Raw genomic sequence first — 20,677 nt, 5'->3', positions numbered from 1 at the left:
TTAAGCATTGGGGGTAAAGGCGTAAGTTTCGATGGCATGTGCGACGCCATCTTGGCCTTCACGGTTGCTTTTGGTAACGACCTTTGCAATCTTTTTCAATTCAGGGATGGCATTTTCCATTGCGACTGGGAAGCCAGCATATTCAAGCATTGATAAATCATTACCTTGATCTCCAATCGCCATCACTTCGGTTTGATCGATATTTAAGGCATCGGCTAAATCGCGTAAACCGTTACCCTTCCCAGCATTTTTGTTTAATACTTCGAGGAAATAGGCTTCACTTTGTACGAATTGATATCGCTTGAAAAATTCGGCTGGGATCTTCATCTTAGCCTCTGCTAAAATAGCTGGTTCATCAATTAGCATTACTTTTGAAAAGACTTTGTCAGGATCGATTTCATCAACATGACGGAAACGAATCGGCATGTTAACCAAGGCACTTTCACTAACTGTATAAGGGCTCAAATTGCGATTAGCGGTGTAGATGAATTGGTCGTCTTCGGCATGTAGATGCGAACCGATTTGACGCGCAAGGGTTTCAAGCTCAAGATATTGGTTATGGCTAAGCGTGTGGCGCACGAGGATTTCACCTGTTGCGGTGTTTTGGACAAGCGCACCGTTGAAAGTAATGACGTAATCGCTTGCTTCGGTAAGTCCCAGGGTCTTTAGGAATGGTGTTACGCCAGTCAATGGCCGCCCGGTACATAAGACGATTTTTACGCCATGTTTTTTAGCAGCTTTAACGACTTTAATTGTTCTGGGACTCAGGATATTATTTTCATTGAGTAGGGTGCCATCCATATCGACAGCGACAAGTTTAATTGACATTGTAAAAACTCCTTTTTAATGATTGGGCTTAATGGCGCCATTGCGCAGATAATCTTTGAATTGGTGGTAAGTAGGTGCGAAAACTTCAATATCATTTTCGTTAAGCATTTCTTTGGGAAAGTAGAAGCGTTCATCGCCGCTAAAACGACCTGAAATGGCGGCCACTAAGTCACTTAAAGATGATAATTCTTCGAGTTGACCATCAGACTGCATAATTTCAATCTGTGTCTTGGGGGACTTAGCGGATGGATCATAAGCATCATAAGGTAAATCAAAACTATTGTTGACAGCAGTATAGTATGCGCTGTTAAATCCGGCTTGTTCAGTTAAAGCACGTAATTTAGGGAGTACTTGTTGGGTCTGTTGATTAAACGTAACTGATTTGAATGGGCGCCGGCTTAAAAATCGGTCGGCTAAATCATTGAGAATTGAATCTGGATAGTCCAACCAATATAAAAAATAGGTATTCAAAACGCCATCGTCTAATTTTAAATAGTCCTGTAAGGTGAAATGCTGTTCGAAAAACGGAATCAATAATTGCGGTGCGAGACTCTGATGATGATCAGGCTGTTGATAAAGAAATTTCGCACGTTGCAAGAGTTTTTGCAAAACGACTTCCATGCCACGTGAAACAGGATGAAAATAGACTTGCTGATACATCTGGAAACGACTGACGATGTAATCTTCAACGGCATGCATCCCATTTGCTAAAAAGGCAATGCCTTTTTCGTAAGGTCGCATGACTCGTAAAACACGTGTCAAATCGAATTCACCATATTTAGTCCCGGTATTATAAGCATCCCGTAATAAGTAATCCATACGATCGGCATCAATCTGACTAGAAATCATCTGGACCACCTGTGGATTTGGGTATGAGTGGTCGATTACACTAGCGACTTTTGCTGGAAAATCTTTAGCGACTTGAGTTAACACGTGGTTGATACCAGTTGCAGGGCTAGTGATGATTTGGCGCGTAATTAATTCATGATCGGTGTTGAAAATATGTTCAAAAGTGTGTGAGTAAGCACCATGCCCGATATCATGCAATAAAGCCGCACATAATGCGACCAAGCGCTCGTCGTCATTCCAAAGCCCATCACCGGCAACTTGACTAGGATAGTTAAGTTGGAACTGATCACAGATCTGGCGGGTGATTTCATAAACGCCTAACGAATGGGTAAAGCGGGAATGTTCAGCCCCTTGAAAGACGGATGAAGTTGTTCCCAGTTGCTTGATCCGACGAAGTCGTTGGAATTCAGGGGTATCGATGAGGTCAAGAATCACTTGATACTCGACACGAATATAATTATGCACGGGGTCGCGGAAAACTTTTTCGCGCGGTAGTTTGTTAGCGATATGGGTCACAAAAAAATCTCCTTTATCGGCATATTAAATTTGATAACGCTTGAGTGCTGTTTGATTTTTTAGCAGTAATTGTTGGTAAGTAGCTGTTTTTAGTTGCACAGTTAGGTCGATTAATTGTGGCTGCTGGACTAGATGGCAAAAGGCAGCCTGCAAGTGTTGAATAGCGGTATTCACAGAGAGGGGATAGTCTAACAGATCGGCTAAATTGGCCATAGTATCCGGGATAACATCAGGAAAGGTCCACCGAGTTTGCGTATGTGCTTGCCCGGCTGTGTAAAAGGTGTGCATGAGTTGACCGCGTGCCAATTGATCACCATTAATACTAGCATATAAAAGCACAGCAATCCCATTTTTAGCACGTCGTTGCGCAATTCCGGCAAATTTTTGACCGTTAATACTGAGGTCATATTCACCGGGGCAATAAGAGTGGGTCACTTCGAAATGGTCAATGGTGACAGGGTAATCAGTAAAGGTGGTTGTGAATAATTGGTGCATGAGTGCATAAGCTTGTTTGATAGTTAATCGGTTAGCCATCGCAGGTAAATAAAAGCTGATATTTAAAACACCATCATCGGATACAATCCCAAGGCCACCAGCGTTACGGACAAAGTGGGCATAATGCGCAGTCGTTAATGCCTGTGTAGCTTGGGGATAGGCCGGGAGCTTGGTGTCCATCATCCCCAAAATGACGTTCTCAGTAAGTGTCCAAAAATGAATAATGGGTTGTTGGGTTTGATTGCTCAACGCTAGAAGACTATTAGTATGGGCAAAAGCAAGTGGACCAGCTTCTTTTGTAAAATGTTGGGTTAAAACGCCCCAGTTTTGATGGGGATATAATGTTGCTAAATCGACCACGACTGTCACCTCCAAAAATTAAAACGCTACCTAATTATACCGTAAATCCTGCATACTGTCTGCAATGGGTGAGTGTGACTAGCGGAATTAGCTGATTATTCTGGCACTCGAAATTTGAATGGCTTATAATGGCATTAGATAAAAAACAAGAGGGAGTTATTTATGGCAAGTCACAGTGGAGTTCCGGTAAAAGTACACCTTGAAACGCAGATTGAACAGGATGGACAATTTGAAAAACACGTCTTCGATGAAGATGGACAAGTCGTTAAAATGGGGGAATCACTCTATTTACGATATATAGAACATGGCGGTGAACAACCGACTGCGGTCCGGTTTAAACTTGCGGCAGACGGGCAAGTTCAATTGACACGCGGCACTGATGAAGATGAGACCCAACTACGTTTGTATTTTAAAAAGGGGGAAGACCTCGGCTCAATCTACCAAACTAAGTATGGAAATATGCCAGTGTTAACTACAACTACGCATCTGGTGTCGATGGTGAAAGCCCAACCCTTATCTGGAGAAATTACTGTTCATTATCAGCTGGTGATTAACCATCAAACTGTGGGGGATTACAAATTGCGTTTGATTTTTACGGCGTAAGCTAGTATGATTAAAGATAGACTGTTGAAAGGACGTGTACTGGTTGAAATTAGACGTTTTTAAAGGCCAAAATAAAGAAGAACTATCAATGATTGAAGTCGCACATGCAATTTTAGATGAAAAGGGCGATACCATTGCATTCGCAGATTTAACGAATGCGATTCAAAAATATTTAGGCAAAAGTGATGAAGAAGTGCGTGCCCGTTTATCACAATTTTATACGGATTTAAATGAAGATGGTAGTTTTATTTCTTTGGGCGAAAACGTTTGGGGCCTCCGTTCTTGGTACCCATATGAATCTGTCGATGAAGAAGTTAACCATCCAGAAGATGAAGAAGATCAACCAACCAAGAAGAAGCGTCGTAAGAAAGTCAATGCATTCTTAGCGGATGTCACTGACGATGATGATGTGATTGATTACAGTGATGATGATCCAGAAGACGATGATTTAGCAGCTGAAGACGATGTCGATTTAGCAGCTAGCGACGACGTTGCCACTGATGACTTAACGGAATACAAAGCCGATTTACAAAATATCGGTGATGACGATGACGATGAAGACGATGATGCCTTAGAAGATGGCATCGAAGGTCAGTTATCAGAATTCAGCGATGAAGATGAAGACGACGATGATCTTTAGAGTTAGATATTGATCAATCAAAAAAGGATTGCCACAATAGAAATTGCGGGAATCCTTTTTTAGTGGTGTTCGAGAAAGTGATATACAGCCCCGATTAAATTGGCATCTTGACTGAAATGACAGATCTGAATAACCGGTCGGGGAATCGCCTCAGCTGCATTAGCACGATATTGCCAATAATGATTAATACTACTATTGGGATTGGCTAGGGTAGCCTCGATAGCAGCCGTTAATTTGGGAAGTAAATCAGTCCGACGACTGATGCCACCGCCAATACCGATGATTTCAGGGGCGTATGCCACGTTTAGGAATAAAATGATCTCGGCAAGAGCGGTATACATTTGGGTGATTTCTTGAGTGGCAATCGGGTCACCTTGTTCAGCAAGTTCAAAAACTGTTTTACCATCGATTGTATTTGGCAATTTAAAATTTTTCAGGGAAACGGTCTTACCAATTTGAACAGGCGAAACTTTGGCATTATTTAACGTTTTAATCGTATCGGCGATAAATTTTTCGAAGTTATCGATTTTATTTGCCGCCGTTTTAAGCAGGATGCCGTTTTTAATAATTGCTAACCCAACACCGGAGCCAATAATCGTGAATAACGCGTCTTGGTGGCCTTGGCCGATACCAGCGGTCATTTCAGCAAGAGCAGCACTGTCGGCATCATTTTGGAATGATACTGGCAATGCTAGCCGGTTAGTAAACTCGGTTTGGAATGCACCATGATGTAAAAAGGGCACGTAACTCACGCCATGAATAATTCCTGTACGTTCATCTGGTTGACCGGGACAACTGACCGCAATCCCAGTTATCTGAAATTCAGCATTAAACTGATCACATAGTTGGGCTATAATTGTGAAGAAACGATTACGAGTTAACGGTGTTGGAAATTGCGCCTGGTTGGTTAATTGTTGGTTACTCCAGAGACCATATTTGACAGCGGAGCCGCCGATATCGAGTACCAGTAAGGTCTTTTGTGACATACGTTTCAATCCTTTCAGACTAGATTATGCCAATAGTGTAGCATAGGCGATTTAACTTTGGACGATAAATGATTAATCTTTTTGCTTGACGCTAAATAGCATTTCTTGTATTATATTCTTTGGGCGCTTTGCAGTTACTTTAATTGCGAAGCCAGAATCGGTTAACAAGCTCCCTGTTCATTTTGAATAGGGAGCTTGTTTTTGTTTTTTGTTGGTTCCCAAAAGCAGGCATGTTTAGCACTGGCTAAGAAGAAAAGGAGAATATTTATATGACCAAATATGTTTTTGTAACAGGTGGCGTTGTTTCCTCATTAGGCAAAGGGATTGTTGCGGCTTCACTTGGTCGTTTATTAAAGAATCGTGGTTTAAAAGTAACGATTCAAAAATTTGATCCATATATTAACGTGGATCCTGGTACAATGAGTCCTTATCAGCATGGCGAAGTTTTCGTAACAGACGATGGGACTGAAACTGATTTAGATCTTGGCCATTATGAACGGTTTATCGACAACAATTTAAATAAATATTCTAACGTCACAACTGGTAAAATTTATGCAGAAGTTTTACGCAAAGAACGTAAAGGTGAATACTTAGGGGCAACAGTTCAGGTGATTCCCCATATCACAAACATGATTAAAGAAAAAATTATGCGAGCAGCCACAACGACTGATTCAGATATCGTGATTACTGAAATCGGTGGGACTGTTGGTGATATTGAATCACTACCATTCTTAGAAGCACTTCGCCAGATGAAGGCGGATGTTGGCGCGGAAAATTGTATCTACATTCATACCACACTAGTTCCTTATTTGAAGGCTGCTGGCGAAATGAAAACAAAACCAACGCAACATAGTGTTAAAGAATTACGCGGAATCGGTATTCAGCCGAATGTCTTAGTTTGTCGGACTGAAAAACCAATTCCAGATGACATGCGTAATAAGATTGCGCAATTTTGTGATGTTGAACCAGAAGCGGTTGTTGAATCACGTGACGCAGAATCAATCTATGATATTCCATTGTTCTTGAAGAACCAAGGCCTAGATGATTTTGTCTTAAACCACTTCAAAATGACAGCACCAGAAGCTGACATGACAGAGTGGATTGATATGTTACACACTATCAAGCACCTTCAAGGAACCAAGCAGATTGCCTTGGTTGGTAAATATATCGAATTACAAGATGCTTACATTTCAGTGAATGAAGCACTACGACATGCAGGCTATGCTTATAATACGGACGTTAAGGTGACCGCACTTCAATCAGAAGACATTACCAAAGACAACGTTGCAGAAAAATTAGCTGGTTTCGATGGCATTCTCGTTCCTGGAGGGTTTGGTGATCGGGGCTTAGAAGGCATGATACTTTCAATCCAGTATGCCCGGGAAAACGATGTCCCATATCTTGGTATTTGTTTAGGAATGCAAATGGCTAGCATTGAGTTTGCACGGAACGTTGCTGGAATTTCAGATGCCACAACCGGTGAAGTTAATCCAGATGCTGAACACAAATTAATCGATATCATGTCTGATCAAAAAGATGTGGAAAATATGGGTGGCACTCAACGACTTGGTTTATATCCATGTAAGTTAAGACCCGGTACTAAGGCTGCAGCAGCTTACGATAATCAAAGTGTTATTCAGCAACGCCATCGGCACCGTTATGAATTTAATAATGAATACCGTGATTTGTTAGCGGATAAGGGCTTGGTCTTTGCCGGTACTTCTCCTGACAATCGGTTAGTTGAGATTATTGAAATACCTGAAAATAAGTTCTTCGTAGCTGCACAATATCACCCAGAATTTTTATCACGACCAAACAAACCCGAAGGCTTGTTCAAGGCCTTTATCGGTGCAACAATGTAACTAGTACAATAGCATAAAATAAAAAAAACCATCAATTTAATTGATGGTTTTTTTTATTGAGGCGATGAGCACTAGCAGACTTCATGCTATCTGTAAGGTGGGTATAAGACGAGATGATTAGAAAAGTGATGTCATCCGGAGTCGATTGATTATTAATTGGCTACGCAAATTTTTGGCGTATCTAAAAATTAAAAAATAAATGTTATCTCTAAATGCCTTGTAATTTAAGTGCTGATTAATTATTATTATACATGTATGACTAATTATCAACGGTATTGAGTAAATTACGGCCGTTTTTTAACTAAAATTTAAAATTAATAACAATTAAAACTTAAAAAATATCAAAAGCGCCTTCTGGTTTAATCCACCGGAGAAGTGGATTAAGTTGAAGACGGTTCTTTTGTTGCAAAGCGAACGGGGAAATCTAAAAATGAAAAAAATGTTAATTCAAGGTGGCAATCTCTTGTCTGGAGAGGTCACAATTGGCGGTGCAAAAAATAGCACGGTCGCGATTATTCCCGCGGCTATTTTGGCAGAATCGAAGGTTGTTTTGGACTGTGTTCCGCACATTAAAGACGTCAATAGCTTACTATCAATTCTAGAAGATATGTCTGTCTCATCGATATTTGAAGGTGATACTGTTGAAATTGATCCAACTCATATCATTTCAACACCACTACCAAGTGGAAAGATTCAAAGTTTACGGGCTTCTTACTACTTCATGGGAGCGCTATTGGGCCGGTTTGGCGAAGCAATTGTTGGCTTGCCAGGTGGTGACGATATTGGGCCACGACCAATTGATCAGCATATTAAAGGTTTTGAAGCACTTGGGGCAACTGTGACTAATAACCACGGGGCCATCCAAATTAAAGCCCCCCACGGCCTGCATGGTGCTAAAATTTATCTCGATATGGCATCAGTTGGGGCAACAATTAATTTATTGTTGGCTGCTGTCCGTGCTGAAGGACAAACCGTCATTGAAAATGCAGCCCGTGAACCTGAAATTGTGGATATTGCTACTTTTTTGAATAATATGGGGGCTAAAATTCGCGGTGCGGGGACTGATATTATCCGAATCGATGGGGTTGAACACCTGTACGGGCGCAATACGCATACTATTATTCCTGATCGAATTGAAGCGGGGACTTATTTAAGTATGGCAGCAGCAATTGGTGATGGTGTGAACGTCAAAAACATCATCAGTGAACATATGGACGCTTATCTTGCTAAGTTAGAAGAGATGGGTGTCAAGATGGATGTTAAAGAAGACAGTATTTTCGTTTATCCATCACCAGATTTAAAAATGGTGCAAGTTAAAACGATGCCATATCCGGGGTTTGCTACTGATTTGCAACAACCATTGACCCCACTGTTATTAAAAGCTAAAGGGGAAGGAATCGTGGTTGACACACTGTATCCTAAACGGACACGGCACGTGCCAGAATTAATCCGGATGGGTGCTGATATTGCGATTGAAAATGACGTCATTATTTTACACCATACTGATAAATTACAAGGGGCAGAAGTCTCGGCCGATGAAATTCGTGGCGGTGCTTGTTTGATGATTGCGGGTTTAATGGCTAATGGGGTGACGACCATTGATAATGCAAGCAATATTTTACGTGGTTATGACCGCGTAGTTGATAAATTGACTGGTCTGGGGGCCATTGTTAAAATGGTTGAAGAATAAGTCGGCCATCTATTGTTTTTTTGGGGTATTCATGCTAATATTTAATGGTTATGTAAACAAATATCTCTGACATAGCAAATATCTCAGGGCAAGACTTAAGTTGTGTGTCTGAATTGATGCAGATAACTTTAGTAAAAAGGAGCGGAAAAGACATGAAACAAGGTATTCATCCAGATTATCACAAGGTAGTATTTATGGATTCATCAACTGGCTTCAAATTCATCTCTGGTTCAACTGCTAACTCAGCTGAAACTGTTGAATGGGAAGACGGTAACACATATCCATTAATCCGTGTTGAAATTTCATCAGATTCACATCCTTTCTACACTGGTAAACAAAAGTTTACTCAAGCAGATGGACGTGTCGATCGTTTCAACAAAAAATATGGTTTTGCAGACAAGAATGCTGCCAAATAAGTATTTTAGAACTGGGGAAGCTTTCCTCGGTTTTTTTTTGTCATTTTTAGGAGGCTATTATGAAAATTGATCGGCTACAAGCTTTTAGTGACGGGGTTTTTGCCATTGTATTAACGCTTTTAGTGTTAGATTTTAAGGTACCAAATTACCAAATCGGCCATTTAAATCAGGCAGTGATTGCCCAGTGGCCAACATTAGCAGCCTATATCTTGTCTTTTTTCTATGTCGGGACTTTATGGTTGTTTCATCATGATTACTTTGCCAAAATCAAGCAGACTAACCGCCAATTGAATGTGATTAATCTCAGTATTTTATTTACTGTGACCCTGATTAATTATCCCACGAGTTTGTTATCAGAGTCGATTGCTAAACAAAATAATGCTGATATTCGGTTTGCTTTTACCTGTTATGCACTTGTTGCGTTAGTCATATCGGCATTGTTTTGGGCGTTATATCGTTATATGGCAGTCCACCATGAGTTAATGCGGCATCACGAGCAGTTCTATCAAACAATAAAAAATGATCCGGTTCGCAGTGTCACGATTTATGCAATTGCGCTGATTGGGATTCAGTTTAATAGTTGGTTAGGGGTGTTTTTAATATTGATGGGAAATATATTTCACTTTATTGCGTACTTACGGCTTAATCGCAGTGTGACACGTTATCATTTGAATGGAAAGGATGACTAAGATGGCAAAACGGAAATCAAATTGGCGCTGGGTAGACTGGCTGTACGTCTTTACTATCGTAAGCCAATTAATCTATATTGGCTATTACCTAGAACAAATACTTAAAAAGTCTGCAGAAAATACGATGTTATCAATGACCGTTTTACAGGTCGTTGTCGGCTTGGTAATTGCGACCTTACCAATTGTCGTCGAGCGCTTCATACCGTATCGTTTTCCAGAAATATTGTACGCAGTTTATTTAATTTTTGTGTACTGTTCAATTTTATTGGGAACGGGGTTGCATTTTTATAGTCGTTTATACTATTGGGATAAGTTTTTACATGTCTTAAGTGCTGGTTTATTGGCTGGCTTAGGTTACACTGTATTTAATGGCTTGATTTCTAAACAATTACGGCAGAGCATTTCAGCATTGCTGATGAGCTTATTTGCAGCTACGTTTGGCAGTACAATTGGGATTTTGTGGGAATTTTATGAATTTACCGGCGATCGCTTATTAGGGTTGAATATGCAACGGTATATGCTCGGTGGTCAATTATTACGAGGTCAAGCAGCATTGGTAGACACAATGGGGGATTTATTGGCAGATGTATTAGGCTCATGTTTAATTGCATTGATTGGCTATTTTTGTATCAAACATAATCGTAATTGGCTGAATAAATTAACGTTCACCAAAAAATGATGCGCAATTTTAGCGTTTAAATAGCTGATCTTATAAAAAGTTAGTTTGGAATATTAAAGAAGTGGTGTCGCTTAAATTTAAACGACACCACTTTTTTGTATTATTTTTGAAGTTGATGCTCATCGTGGAGGACTTTGGTATTCTGACGAACCCAAAAGAGATTAATCACGACTAAGACGGTAGTTGATAGGAAGACACCACTGTAGCCGAATAAACCAGAAACACTCGAACCAATTAAAGGTCCGGCAACGTTGCCCATTGCTTGGAAAGATTGATTATAACTAAAAATACGCCCAGCAGAACTATGGGGTGAATACTTCGCGAGAATCGTTTGAACTTGCGGCAATAATGCGGCATCGGCCACACCGACCAACAAGCGCAGCGCACCAAGTTGCCAAACGTTTTGGACGAACGCCTGTGGAACATAAACGAAGACGGCAAAGATTAAACCACCGAGTAGAATCTTTTCGGAACCAATGCGATCACCGAGTGCACCAAACCGAGGCGCGGCAATTAATGTCGCAATTCCCGGAATTGCAGCAACAATCCCACTGATTAAGGCGACATTATGGCCATGGTGGATTAATTGGCGAACATATAGACTTAATAATGGACTAATTGAATTATTTGAAGCTTGAATAATCATCGTGGTGACGAACATCCCGATGATGAGATGTGGATATTTTAATTCGTGAATTAATTGTCGACCAGGAACTTGATCCCCTTTTTGAACTGGGGTGAAGTCTTCATGAACGAAGACCAAGCAGAGGATAAAAACAATGAATAAGATTGTACCAGTAATAAAGAAAGTGGTGCGGTAACCAGTTGCTTGAGCGATAATTCCGCCTAATAAAGGACCTAATAAGGTACCTGAAACATTACCAGTCGTTAATGTACCTAAAGCTTGACCACTTTTTTCGCGAGGTGCTGAAGTGGCAATTAAAGCATTGGCGTTACTGATGTAGCCTGAAAAGAAACCTTGTAAAAGGCGTAAGCCAATCAGTTCGTAAATATTCTGTACTAAACCCATTGATCCAAGGACGATGGCCAGCCCTAAAGAAGCACGGAGTAACATCAACTTGCGACCACGCTGATCAGCGATCTTGCCCCACCACGGTGAAATTAAGGCGGTAATTAAGAAGGTGACAGAGTATGTGAGGCCACTCCATAAACTGAGTTGAGTGGTTGTAAAATGGCCGAGAGTGTCGATGTAAAGTGACATAAACGGCATGATTAAACTAAATGCGACGCCGGCCATGAAATTACCAAACCATAAAACGATAAGGTTTTGTTCCCATTGTGCACGACGTTTGAATAAGCGTTGACGAATAGCAGTCAACATACCATAATCATCTCGATTCTAAAAAGTTAAAGAGGCGACCACGTTTTTTGGTAGGCGTGATAGGCATCTTTTAGGGACGGTAATTGTTCAAAAATGGTGGTGAGTTGTGCACTTTTAATGCGTGGCAGCTGCCGTTTAAAATACAAGCGTTGGATATCGTAGGCTATCAGGGCACTCATTTGCTGTGCTGGTGTCCCTTGTTCAGCAAAATATAATAACCAATCGAAGAGCCATTGCTTATCAGCGTCTGCTTCATAGCGTGCCAACAAAGCATCTAATTGTGCACCTTGGGCCACTAACAAGTAATGATTGCGCTGCAAGGGCGTTAATTTATTTTCGATATTTAAATCAATTATTTTCGGACTTAATTGCGTGAGGAAACTAGTTAACGAATCAGCAACCACTAACCATTGATCAACTTCAGTATCTATGTAGCGAATCTGTGGTTCATCTGATGACTGGTGATAATCAAAGGCAAAGTATCGTTGGTGATGTTGACTAAATGGGATTAAATAATCGGGAAGTGCCGGCGCTTGGATGGTGACTTCACCATGTTGGGCAATGCCAGCCAAATAGTGACACTCAACGTCAGCTAACCCATCGTTAGTTGGTTCACTGGTTGGCAAACTAAACTGCGCAAGGAAACCACCATTCATTGTTCGACAGATTGCGCGATAAATAGCCGGAATTCGATCATCATCAGCGATAAATTGAGGTTCGGTTAAATCAGCATCAGCAATTGATGGGTGCGCAGTAAACATATAAATTCCTCCTTTCCAAGAAAATTAGGAACTCTTTTATTCTACCATTTATGTCAAACAAAGGATTTGTTAAGCTTGACAGCTGATTCTTTATTTGTTGGCAAGAGTCTGATAATATGAAGATAATCGTAAAGAAAAGAGGATAAGCGTATGTTGTGGTTAATTGTTATCATTATTTTGTTGGTGGTCGGTGCCGTTGTATTTTACATCAGCACCTACAATAACATGGTCAAGAGTCGGAACTGGACCGATGAAGCTTGGAGTCAGATTGATGTGCAGCTCAAACGGCGCAATGATTTAATTCCAAACTTAGTATCAACGGTTAAAGGATACGCTAAGCACGAACAAGATACGTTAGAAAAGGTTATCAAGATGCGGAATCAATTGGTTGCAACTCCAGCTGATAATCGACAAGCAACTATGGCAGTTTCGAATCAGTTAACAGATTCATTGAAAAGTATCTTTGCATTATCCGAAAGCTATCCTGATTTAAAAGCCGATGCTGAATTTACGAAATTAATGGAAGAATTGACGAATACAGAAAACAAAATTGCGTATGCCCGCCAATTATTCAACTCGAGCGCCACTCGTTATAATAATCAAATTCAAACGTTTCCAGGGAATATACTGGCTGGTGCCCACAATTTCCAAAAAACAGCTTACTTAGAAACACCAGTTGAAGAAAAATCAGCGCCTAAAGTATCATTTGAATAGGGTGTGATAAGGGATGTTATTTGAACAAATTCAACAGAATAAACGCAAAACAGTCTTCGTTATGGTTGGCTTTTTCGCTTTAGTATTAGTAATTGGCGCTGCATTGGGTTACCTATTTATGCGGAATCTCATTAGTGGCATCGTAGTTGCAGCTGTTTTAGCTATCATTTATATGGCAATCATGATTGGTAATTCAACCAACGTTGTGATGCAGATGAATCATGCTACAGAAATCCATAATGCCCAGCAATACCCAGATCTGTGGCACATCGTCGAAGATATGGCATTGGTGGCACGCGTGCCAATGCCACGCGTGTTCATTGTAGCTGATGACAGCCCAAATGCGTTTGCGACCGGTAATGATCCAGAACATGCAGCTGTTGCAGTTACAACCGGGATTATGGCTCGTTTGAACCGTGAAGAATTGGAAGGGGTAATTGCCCACGAGGTATCACATATTCGCAACTATGATATTCGCTTACAGACGATTGCCTTAGCATTATCTGCGGTGATTTCAATGCTCGTGAACATTGGTAGCAACATGTTATGGTGGGGCGCTGGTCGTAGTCGTGATGATGATCGTGAAGAAGGAGCCGGTAATATTATTGGCCTAATCGTCTCAATTTTGCTATTAGTATTGGGTCCTTTAGCGGCTAGTATTGCTCAGATGGCATTATCGCGAAATCGAGAATATTTGGCGGATGCCGCCGGAGTTGAGTTGACCCGTAATCCACAGGGTTTAATTAATGCATTACTGAAAATTACTGATAGTGAACCGATGCAAACTGCTGATCCATCGAGTGCTGCATTGTATATCGCCGATCCATTTAAAGGGCTCAGTCGCTCAGGAGCGCATCTATTTGATAGCCATCCGCCGATTGAAGCTCGGGTTGCTAAATTAAAGGCAATGTAGAATCAGAAGTTCAGACGATCCGTTTGAGCTTCTTTTTTTGGATAATGAAATAAAAGGGAGAGTTGGGATGCGCTTATCAAAAATTCAACAGTTATCCGTGTTACAGTCAGTGCTGATTGCACAACTGAAAACCAGAACATTTGAAAAAAGAATGACGCGTTATTTGGCGATAGTTCGCGGACAACTTTTATTGGCGTTAGATGAACAACGTCAAGTGGTGTTAACTGATCAACAAGTGGCGGCAGTTCAGAAAGCCATTATCATGACGTTAGCAGCTAAAACGGACGGGACTGAATTAATGGCACTCTGGCGCCAAACAATCCCACAACGGTACGGTATCATTGCTAATTCCGCAGTGATTGCCCATTTTGAAAAATTGGAACAAGCTAATTGGGACATGGCAAGCTTGCGAGCCTACGCTACGTATCTGAATGAGCAGATTAAAGCCCAACCAACAGCACTTAAGCCTATTTTACAACAAAATTGGCAGGCACTACATTTAGTGGGTTCATCACTTTATCAGCGACTATTCGCCGCATATGGGCAAAAAAGCGCCCATCGTATTATTAATGGTCAACAATTGGAATTGGTCTGTAATCATTTAGGAACACAGATGGATCATGATAATTTTCTACAATTAACTGCCCAGTACTATCAAATTGATCCTCAATTAGCTCCGGATGCGCCTTTTCTGATGACCTTTGCGCGGTGTGTGCAGTGGGCTTATAAGGGGCAAACATTGACTGATCCCCGTATTCATCAATTGAGAATGTATTTTGATCGTCAAAATCTACGTTACATCCGCCATTATTTTCGACAACCGTATGAAACAGATGAGCAGGGGTTAAAGCGTTTTGTTCAAGATAGACAAAAAAAGCAGCCGCATTATTGGTTGCGCCGTGAACCAGCGCGCTTGCACAATAAATTTCGAATTGGGTTACAACCAACAGTTCCCTGGAATCGAAAACGGTTAACGCCTGATTTTCATAGTGAGTTTATTTTGGACCCCAACGGCGCATTTATCAGCCAATGGCAAGTGTTAAACGAAAATCCTGATGGAACGATTGATAGTAATCCAGCCCATTATCATTTGGATACTGCAGCGTGTCGGCAACTACTCAACGGCGAGTCATTTAATTATGCCAACCGTAATGACCGTGAACATCTGCGTTTAGATCGCCAGCCACCGCTGCAAAATGATCACGCCTTGCGTGAAACGGCTTTTAAAGGTTGGCACAGCCCGAGCAAGCAACAGTATCAACCTGGTGATCGAAAGGTCGATGGTTATTCACAATGGTATCGTTAAAAACTAGTCATTTTTGGGGCTTTTTTGAATCTGTGGTACAATATTGCGTAGGATTTTAAGCCATAATTAAAAAAGCGTGCTGCAAAATGCACTAAATAATAGGAGTTAGTGAGATATGAAAATGCAATTGGGTGAAATTGCACGGGTAACTGGCGCTAATAATGATATTGAACAGTGGGCAACGATTGAAGTAACAAGCGTTGCTTTTGATGCACGTCAATTAAATGCGGGGGCTTTGTTTGTACCATTAGCAGGGGCCCGTAATGGTCATGACTTCGTTGAACAGGCGTTTACAAACGGGGCGGTGGCGACCTTTTGGGCCAGTGACCATGCGGATCAACCGACCGACTTTCCGGTTTTAGTGGTTTCTGATCCACTCGAGGCTTATCAGCAGTTAGCCATGCATTATCTCCAAAAAATTAATCCTAAAGTGGTTGCAATTACAGGTAGCAATGGCAAGACCACCACTAAGGATATGACTGCAGCTGTTTTAGGGAGTCAATATAACATTCATAAGACTCAAGCCAATTTTAATAATGAGATTGGTGTCCCACAAACGATTCTATCAATGGAAGCCAATACCGAAATTTTAGTAGTTGAGATGGGAATGGATCGGCCGGGGCAATTAACAGCCCTTAGTGAACTTACCATGCCAGATGTTGCTGTCATTACAATGATTGGCGAAGCCCATATTGAATTTTTTAAGACACGAGCCAAGATTGCTGATGCTAAGATGGAAATTACCGATGGTCTCAAAGAAGATGGGTTACTGATCTATGCAGGTGATGAACCATTACTAAATGAGCGGATTGGTCCGTTAACAACGGCCACCTTTGGCAGTTCGACGACTAATGACTTGTATCCATTACAAGTGCGCGCTGGTGAAACTAAAACAGAATTTAAGTTAAATGCTTGGCCAGAAATAACGTTTACGATTCCAATGATGGGGACTTATAATGTCAATAATGCGTTAGCTGCGATCTTAGTTGGTCAACAATTTCATATTAAACCGGAATTAATGAAAAAAGCTTTAGCCCACTTTGAAGTGACACGCAATCGGACCGAATGGTTAATGGGTCAAACTGGGGCCCGAATGTTGAGTGATGTTTATAATTCAAATCCAACCGCCGCTAAAGAAGTCTTGCATAATTTTAGCCATTTTGAAACTGACGGGCGCCGCATTGCTGTATTAGGTGACATGTTAGAGCTCGGGACGGCCAGCAAAAAATTACATGAAAGTTTGGCCCAGGAATTAGATCCAACAGTAATTCAAGAAGTCTTTTTATATGGTGATGAAATTAAACCGCTCTATTTTAGTTTACAAGGGCGCTACGAACCAGAGCATCTGCATTACTTCAATCGTTATGAACAAGCCGAATTAATTAATAGTTTACAAGCAATGATACAACCAGCTGATTTAATCGTTTTAAAGGCCAGTCATGGATTACACCTCGAGAATGTTGTTGCGGCTTTACAAGCAATTGAAGCTAATTGACTTTTAATGATCGTCTTTAAATCGAAGTACGAGTAAGCTGCCTAACAAGCAAAGCATGGTATTTGGTTGACAATCGGAGTAATTCCGTTTGCTAATTAAGGTGTAGCATGATAAGCTATTAGGGAGCTTTTTTAATGAAAAGAGCTTTTGAAAACAATTATATTACAAGACAGATTTTTGAAAATGGTGCAATTGACGAAGTGGACCTGTTTTGTAATGGGATGTTTTTTACAAAACAAGGAGGAACACTATTTGAAATTTGCAGAATTAGGTCTATCAGAACCAATCATGAAAGCCATCGAACGCGCTGGCTTTGAAGAAGCAACACCCATCCAAGGCGAGACAATTCCTTTAGCATTAGCTGGTAAGGATGTTATCGGTCAAGCACAAACTGGTACCGGTAAGACTGCCGCTTTTGGACTACCAATCTTACAAAACTTAGACTTAGATAATCCTAATATTCAAGCGTTAATTATCTCACCAACGCGTGAATTAGCCATCCAAACACAAGAAGAACTTTATCGCTTAGGTCGCGACCGTAAGGCGAAAGTCCAAGTGGTATACGGTGGTGCTGATATTCGGCGGCAAATCCGATCATTAAAAGAACACCCACAAATCTTAGTTGGGACACCAGGGCGTTTATTGGATCATATTAATCGGCGCACTGTTAAATTAGATCACGTTAAGACGTTGGTTTTAGATGAAGCTGATGAAATGTTAGACATGGGCTTTGTGGATGATATCGAAAGTATCATCAAACAAGTACCAGATCAACGACAAACACTCTTATTCTCAGCTACCTTGCCGGCACCAATTATGAAAATCGGTAAGAGTTTCATGACCAACCCGGAAATGATCAAAGTTAAGTCAAAAGAATTAACGGCTGACTTAATCGATCAGTACTATGTTCGGGCTAAAGATTTTGAAAAATTCGATATTATGACGCGTTTATTCGATGTTCAATCACCAGAATTAACCTTAATTTTTGGTCGGACTAAACGACGGGTTGACGAATTAACTCGGGGGTTAAAGGCGCGTGGATACAATGCTGAAGGAATCCATGGTGATTTATCACAGCAAAAACGGATGAGCGTCTTGAAGTCATTTAAATCTGGTCGTTTAGACATTTTAGTGGCAACCGATGTTGCTGCACGTGGCCTTGATATTTCAGGGGTAACTCATGTTTATAACTATGATATTCCACAAGATCCTGATAGCTATGTCCATCGGATTGGCCGGACTGGCCGTGCTGGTAAATCAGGGGTTTCAGTGACCTTTGTAACACCAAATGAGATGGAATATTTACACATTATCGAAAACTTAACGAAGAAACGGATGTTACCTTTACAACCACCGACAGAAAAAGAGGCCTTTAAGGGGCAATTAGCAGCAGCAGTGGCTGATATCAATTCAATGATTGAAAAAGGTCAATTGGCTAAATTCAGTGAAGAAGCTGAAGAATTATTGAAACAATTCTCAGATATTGAATTAGCTTCCGTCTTATTGAAGACAATTAGCAAGGAATCTGTGCCGGTTAAAATTACACCTGAACGGCCATTACCCTCACATAAAAAAGGTGGAAATCGCAGTGGTAACCGTAATGGCGGCGGCAATCGTCGTGGCGGTAACGGTGGCGGTTATCGCGGTGGGAATCGTCGCGGTAATGGTGACGGTAAACGTCGTGGTGGCGATAACAAAGACGGTCGTCGCAACAGTGGTAATGGCGACAGTAGTAAGCGTCGCAGTAATGATAATCGTGACAACCGGAAGAAGACTGATGGTCGTTCAAAACGCAACTTCACGATTCGTACAAACGATAAATAATTAATGAAACCAAAAACAGCGGGTCTCCTAATAAGGAAACCCGCTGTTTTCATATTTGAAAGTGGGCAGAGATGTCAGTTTAGTCTCTGTCTTTTTTGTGGTAAACTTAATGAAATTAGATTACTAGAGGCGAATAAGATGATTGTTGGATTAGGAATTGATATAGCTGAAATTGATCGATTTGAAAAAGCGCAAAATAACAATCAGCATTTTGCTGAAAAGGTATTAACATTGCATGAATATGAATATTTCCGGCACTATAGCGGTCACCGTGCGTTAGAATTCTTAGCGGGCCGCTTTGCAGTGAAGGAAGCCTTCAGTAAAGCATATGGCACGGGAATCGGTCCGGTTCAACTGCATGCAGTTGAGACCCTAAACGACGCGCAAGGTAAACCCTATATTAATCAAGATCTGTTTACCGGAACCGTGCATGTCTCGCTTTCGCATACAGCAACGTTAGTGATGGCAGAAGTTATTTTGGAAAGAGGTTAGTTAAACGATGACAGTCGGATATTTACGACCAACGCGTATTTTAGTTGATCAAAACGCAATTTACGAAAATATTCAAAATGAATTAAAAGAGCTTGAAGGAACAGAAACGGTTATTTTCCCGGTACTTAAAGCGAATGCCTATGGACACGGGCTCCTACCAGTGGCTCAAGCCGCTCAAGCTGCTGGCGCGGCCGGTTTTTGTGTTGCAATTTTAGATGAAGCTTTGGCGTTGAGACGGGCCAATTTTACCGTACCAATTCTTGTCTTGGGGATCACTCAACCGAGTGAAATTGAGTTAGTGATCGCCAATCAAATCTCAGTGACGGTCGGATCCCTCGAATGGCTTCAAGCGGCCTACCAAATCGTCCAACGAATGGCCTATCCACAACCAATCCATATCCATTTAAGTGTGGATAGTGGTATGGGCCGGATTGGTTTTAGAGATGCGACTGAATTACTTGCGGCTTACACATTCATCAAAACGCATGCTAAGTATTTTGATTTAGAAGGGATTTTTACGCATTTTGCCACGGCCGATGATCCTGATGACACGTATTTTCAGGAGCAAAGGGCACGATTTAATGCGATGTTGGCCGTCTTACCTGAGCGACCACGATTTGTCCATGTTTCAAATTCGGCGACCAGTTTATGGCATGCGGCATGCAATGGTAATTTAATCCGGATGGGCATCAGTATGTATGGGTTAAACCCCTCTGGAAATACGATTTCGAAATTACCATACCCGCTCAAGCCAGCACTAAGTCTTGAATCGGAATTAGTATTTGTTAAAAAGGTACAAGCTGGCAGCAAAATTGGCTACGGTGCGAGCTATGAAGCAGTAACCGATGAATGGATTGGTACAATTCCGATTGGCTATGCTGATGGTTGGTCACGACGCATGCAAGGGTCAACCGTCTTAGTCAATGGTCAGCGGTGTGAGATTGTTGGACGAATCTGTATGGACCAGCTAATGATTCGGTTACCCCAACAATATCCAGTCGGAACGAAAGTAGTTTTAGTTGGGCGTAGTGGTGATGAGGAAATTACGTTACAAGAAGTTGCAGAATATGCCGACACGATTCATTATGAAATTATTTGTGGTTTATCAGACCGATTACCCCGGATATATACCGGGTTAGATCAGCATTAAGAATTTAATTATTATCATTTATATGGTAGGATAGATAAAGGCTATAGTGTTAATTTGGAGGGTGATG

20 protein-coding genes are annotated in these 20,677 nt (G+C 41.1%); 14 read left to right on the top strand and 6 right to left on the bottom strand.

Annotated features, from left to right (window positions below; translation table 11 throughout):
- The 3 genes from yidA to FC90_RS00205 are packed head-to-tail and all read right to left on the bottom strand — an operon-like array spanning window position 1 to window position 3,048.
- Window positions 1-828, bottom strand: coding sequence for a sugar-phosphatase (gene yidA / locus FC90_RS00215; protein ID WP_057907293.1), 828 nt, complete (start codon window positions 826-828; stop codon window positions 1-3).
- Window positions 829-843: 15 nt separating this feature from the next.
- Window positions 844-2,193 (bottom strand): HD domain-containing protein, encoded by a 1,350-nt coding sequence (locus FC90_RS00210; protein ID WP_057907292.1) that lies wholly within the window; start codon window positions 2,191-2,193, stop codon window positions 844-846.
- Window positions 2,194-2,217: 24 nt separating this feature from the next.
- A complete protein-coding gene (locus FC90_RS00205; RefSeq protein ID WP_057907291.1) occupies window positions 2,218-3,048 on the bottom strand; it encodes a lipoyl protein ligase domain-containing protein in 831 nt (276 codons plus the stop codon).
- A gap of 162 nt (window positions 3,049-3,210) precedes the next feature.
- Here FC90_RS00205 and FC90_RS00200 point away from each other — a divergent pair, with 162 nt between their 5' ends.
- Window positions 3,211-3,651 carry a YwiB family protein gene (locus FC90_RS00200; protein ID WP_057907290.1) on the top strand — a complete coding sequence of 147 codons (441 nt, stop codon included), beginning with the start codon at window positions 3,211-3,213 and terminating at the stop codon, window positions 3,649-3,651.
- Window positions 3,652-3,739: 88 nt separating this feature from the next.
- Complete coding sequence (gene rpoE / locus FC90_RS00195) at window positions 3,740-4,291, top strand: DNA-directed RNA polymerase subunit delta (RefSeq protein ID WP_319016961.1); 552 nt, start codon at window positions 3,740-3,742, stop codon at window positions 4,289-4,291.
- A gap of 59 nt (window positions 4,292-4,350) precedes the next feature.
- On the opposite strand, the gene FC90_RS00190 is transcribed toward rpoE, so the two are convergent.
- The gene (locus FC90_RS00190) at window positions 4,351-5,277 is read right to left on the bottom strand and encodes an ROK family protein (RefSeq protein ID WP_057907288.1); all 927 of its coding nucleotides are present in this window, start codon (window positions 5,275-5,277) and stop codon (window positions 4,351-4,353) included.
- Between the two features lie 269 nt (window positions 5,278-5,546).
- Between FC90_RS00190 and FC90_RS00185 the strand changes: the two genes are divergently transcribed.
- From FC90_RS00185 to FC90_RS00165, 5 genes are all read left to right on the top strand, one after another.
- Window positions 5,547-7,139: a CTP synthase gene (locus FC90_RS00185; protein ID WP_057907287.1), complete on the top strand. Its 1,593-nt coding sequence runs from the start codon at window positions 5,547-5,549 to the stop codon at window positions 7,137-7,139.
- 430 nt (window positions 7,140-7,569) lie between these two features.
- Entirely contained in the window at window positions 7,570-8,829 is a 1,260-nt protein-coding gene (locus FC90_RS00180) for a UDP-N-acetylglucosamine 1-carboxyvinyltransferase (RefSeq protein ID WP_057907379.1), read from the top strand.
- Between the two features lie 152 nt (window positions 8,830-8,981).
- Window positions 8,982-9,245 carry a type B 50S ribosomal protein L31 gene (locus FC90_RS00175; RefSeq protein WP_004270647.1) on the top strand — a complete coding sequence of 88 codons (264 nt, stop codon included), beginning with the start codon at window positions 8,982-8,984 and terminating at the stop codon, window positions 9,243-9,245.
- 59 nt (window positions 9,246-9,304) lie between these two features.
- Window positions 9,305-9,934 carry a TMEM175 family protein gene (locus FC90_RS00170; protein WP_057907286.1) on the top strand — a complete coding sequence of 210 codons (630 nt, stop codon included), beginning with the start codon at window positions 9,305-9,307 and terminating at the stop codon, window positions 9,932-9,934.
- Window position 9,935: 1 nt separating this feature from the next.
- Window positions 9,936-10,613, top strand: coding sequence for a DUF2238 domain-containing protein (locus FC90_RS00165; RefSeq protein ID WP_057907285.1), 678 nt, complete (start codon window positions 9,936-9,938; stop codon window positions 10,611-10,613).
- A 100-nt stretch (window positions 10,614-10,713) separates the two neighbouring features.
- On the opposite strand, the gene FC90_RS00160 is transcribed toward FC90_RS00165, so the two are convergent.
- Window positions 10,714-11,955: a multidrug efflux MFS transporter gene (locus FC90_RS00160; RefSeq protein ID WP_057907284.1), complete on the bottom strand. Its 1,242-nt coding sequence runs from the start codon at window positions 11,953-11,955 to the stop codon at window positions 10,714-10,716.
- Window positions 11,956-11,981: 26 nt separating this feature from the next.
- The gene (locus tag FC90_RS00155) at window positions 11,982-12,716 is read right to left on the bottom strand and encodes an SMI1/KNR4 family protein (protein ID WP_057907283.1); all 735 of its coding nucleotides are present in this window, start codon (window positions 12,714-12,716) and stop codon (window positions 11,982-11,984) included.
- 150 nt (window positions 12,717-12,866) lie between these two features.
- Between FC90_RS00155 and FC90_RS00150 the strand changes: the two genes are divergently transcribed.
- From FC90_RS00150 to alr, 7 genes are all read left to right on the top strand, one after another.
- Window positions 12,867-13,430, top strand: a complete 564-nt coding sequence (locus FC90_RS00150) for a LemA family protein (protein WP_057907282.1) — start codon at window positions 12,867-12,869, stop codon at window positions 13,428-13,430.
- Window positions 13,431-13,443: 13 nt separating this feature from the next.
- Window positions 13,444-14,343 (top strand): zinc metalloprotease HtpX, encoded by a 900-nt coding sequence (htpX, locus tag FC90_RS00145; RefSeq protein ID WP_057907281.1) that lies wholly within the window; start codon window positions 13,444-13,446, stop codon window positions 14,341-14,343.
- A 67-nt stretch (window positions 14,344-14,410) separates the two neighbouring features.
- A complete protein-coding gene (locus FC90_RS00140) occupies window positions 14,411-15,649 on the top strand; it encodes a DUF3114 domain-containing protein (RefSeq protein ID WP_057907280.1) in 1,239 nt (412 codons plus the stop codon).
- A 115-nt stretch (window positions 15,650-15,764) separates the two neighbouring features.
- Window positions 15,765-17,144 (top strand): UDP-N-acetylmuramoyl-tripeptide--D-alanyl-D-alanine ligase, encoded by a 1,380-nt coding sequence (locus FC90_RS00135; protein ID WP_057907279.1) that lies wholly within the window; start codon window positions 15,765-15,767, stop codon window positions 17,142-17,144.
- Window positions 17,145-17,396: 252 nt separating this feature from the next.
- The gene (gene cshA / locus FC90_RS00130; RefSeq protein WP_057907278.1) at window positions 17,397-18,968 is read left to right on the top strand and encodes a degradosome RNA helicase CshA; all 1,572 of its coding nucleotides are present in this window, start codon (window positions 17,397-17,399) and stop codon (window positions 18,966-18,968) included.
- A 138-nt stretch (window positions 18,969-19,106) separates the two neighbouring features.
- Entirely contained in the window at window positions 19,107-19,460 is a 354-nt protein-coding gene (acpS, locus tag FC90_RS00125; protein ID WP_057907277.1) for a holo-ACP synthase, read from the top strand.
- A gap of 7 nt (window positions 19,461-19,467) precedes the next feature.
- A complete protein-coding gene (alr, locus tag FC90_RS00120) occupies window positions 19,468-20,610 on the top strand; it encodes an alanine racemase (protein WP_057907276.1) in 1,143 nt (380 codons plus the stop codon).
- Window positions 20,611-20,677: the final 67 nt, after the last annotated feature.

It is taken from the genome of Latilactobacillus graminis DSM 20719, assembly GCF_001436415.1.
Lineage (GTDB): Bacteria > Bacillota > Bacilli > Lactobacillales > Lactobacillaceae > Latilactobacillus > Latilactobacillus graminis.
Note: the sequence above shows the minus strand (reverse complement) of the source record. Positions and strands in the feature narration are given on the sequence as shown.

Excerpts from the sequence above, each read along its gene's own strand:
- yidA (WP_057907293.1), bottom strand. The coding sequence starts at position 828 with ATGTCAATTAAACTTGTCGCTGTCGATATGGATGGCACCCTACTCAAT.
- FC90_RS00200 (WP_057907290.1), top strand. The coding sequence starts at position 3,211 with ATGGCAAGTCACAGTGGAGTTCCGGTAAAAGTACACCTTGAAACGCAG.
- rpoE (WP_319016961.1), top strand. The coding sequence starts at position 3,740 with ATGATTGAAGTCGCACATGCAATTTTAGATGAAAAGGGCGATACCATT.
- FC90_RS00190 (WP_057907288.1), bottom strand. The coding sequence starts at position 5,277 with ATGTCACAAAAGACCTTACTGGTACTCGATATCGGCGGCTCCGCTGTC.
- FC90_RS00185 (WP_057907287.1), top strand. The coding sequence starts at position 5,547 with ATGACCAAATATGTTTTTGTAACAGGTGGCGTTGTTTCCTCATTAGGC.
- FC90_RS00180 (WP_057907379.1), top strand. The coding sequence starts at position 7,570 with ATGAAAAAAATGTTAATTCAAGGTGGCAATCTCTTGTCTGGAGAGGTC.
- FC90_RS00175 (WP_004270647.1), top strand. The coding sequence starts at position 8,982 with ATGAAACAAGGTATTCATCCAGATTATCACAAGGTAGTATTTATGGAT.
- FC90_RS00170 (WP_057907286.1), top strand. The coding sequence starts at position 9,305 with ATGAAAATTGATCGGCTACAAGCTTTTAGTGACGGGGTTTTTGCCATT.
- FC90_RS00165 (WP_057907285.1), top strand. The coding sequence starts at position 9,936 with ATGGCAAAACGGAAATCAAATTGGCGCTGGGTAGACTGGCTGTACGTC.
- FC90_RS00160 (WP_057907284.1), bottom strand. The coding sequence starts at position 11,955 with ATGTTGACTGCTATTCGTCAACGCTTATTCAAACGTCGTGCACAATGG.
- FC90_RS00155 (WP_057907283.1), bottom strand. The coding sequence starts at position 12,716 with ATGTTTACTGCGCACCCATCAATTGCTGATGCTGATTTAACCGAACCT.
- FC90_RS00150 (WP_057907282.1), top strand. The coding sequence starts at position 12,867 with ATGTTGTGGTTAATTGTTATCATTATTTTGTTGGTGGTCGGTGCCGTT.
- htpX (WP_057907281.1), top strand. The coding sequence starts at position 13,444 with ATGTTATTTGAACAAATTCAACAGAATAAACGCAAAACAGTCTTCGTT.
- FC90_RS00140 (WP_057907280.1), top strand. The coding sequence starts at position 14,411 with ATGCGCTTATCAAAAATTCAACAGTTATCCGTGTTACAGTCAGTGCTG.
- FC90_RS00135 (WP_057907279.1), top strand. The coding sequence starts at position 15,765 with ATGAAAATGCAATTGGGTGAAATTGCACGGGTAACTGGCGCTAATAAT.
- acpS (WP_057907277.1), top strand. The coding sequence starts at position 19,107 with ATGATTGTTGGATTAGGAATTGATATAGCTGAAATTGATCGATTTGAA.
- alr (WP_057907276.1), top strand. The coding sequence starts at position 19,468 with ATGACAGTCGGATATTTACGACCAACGCGTATTTTAGTTGATCAAAAC.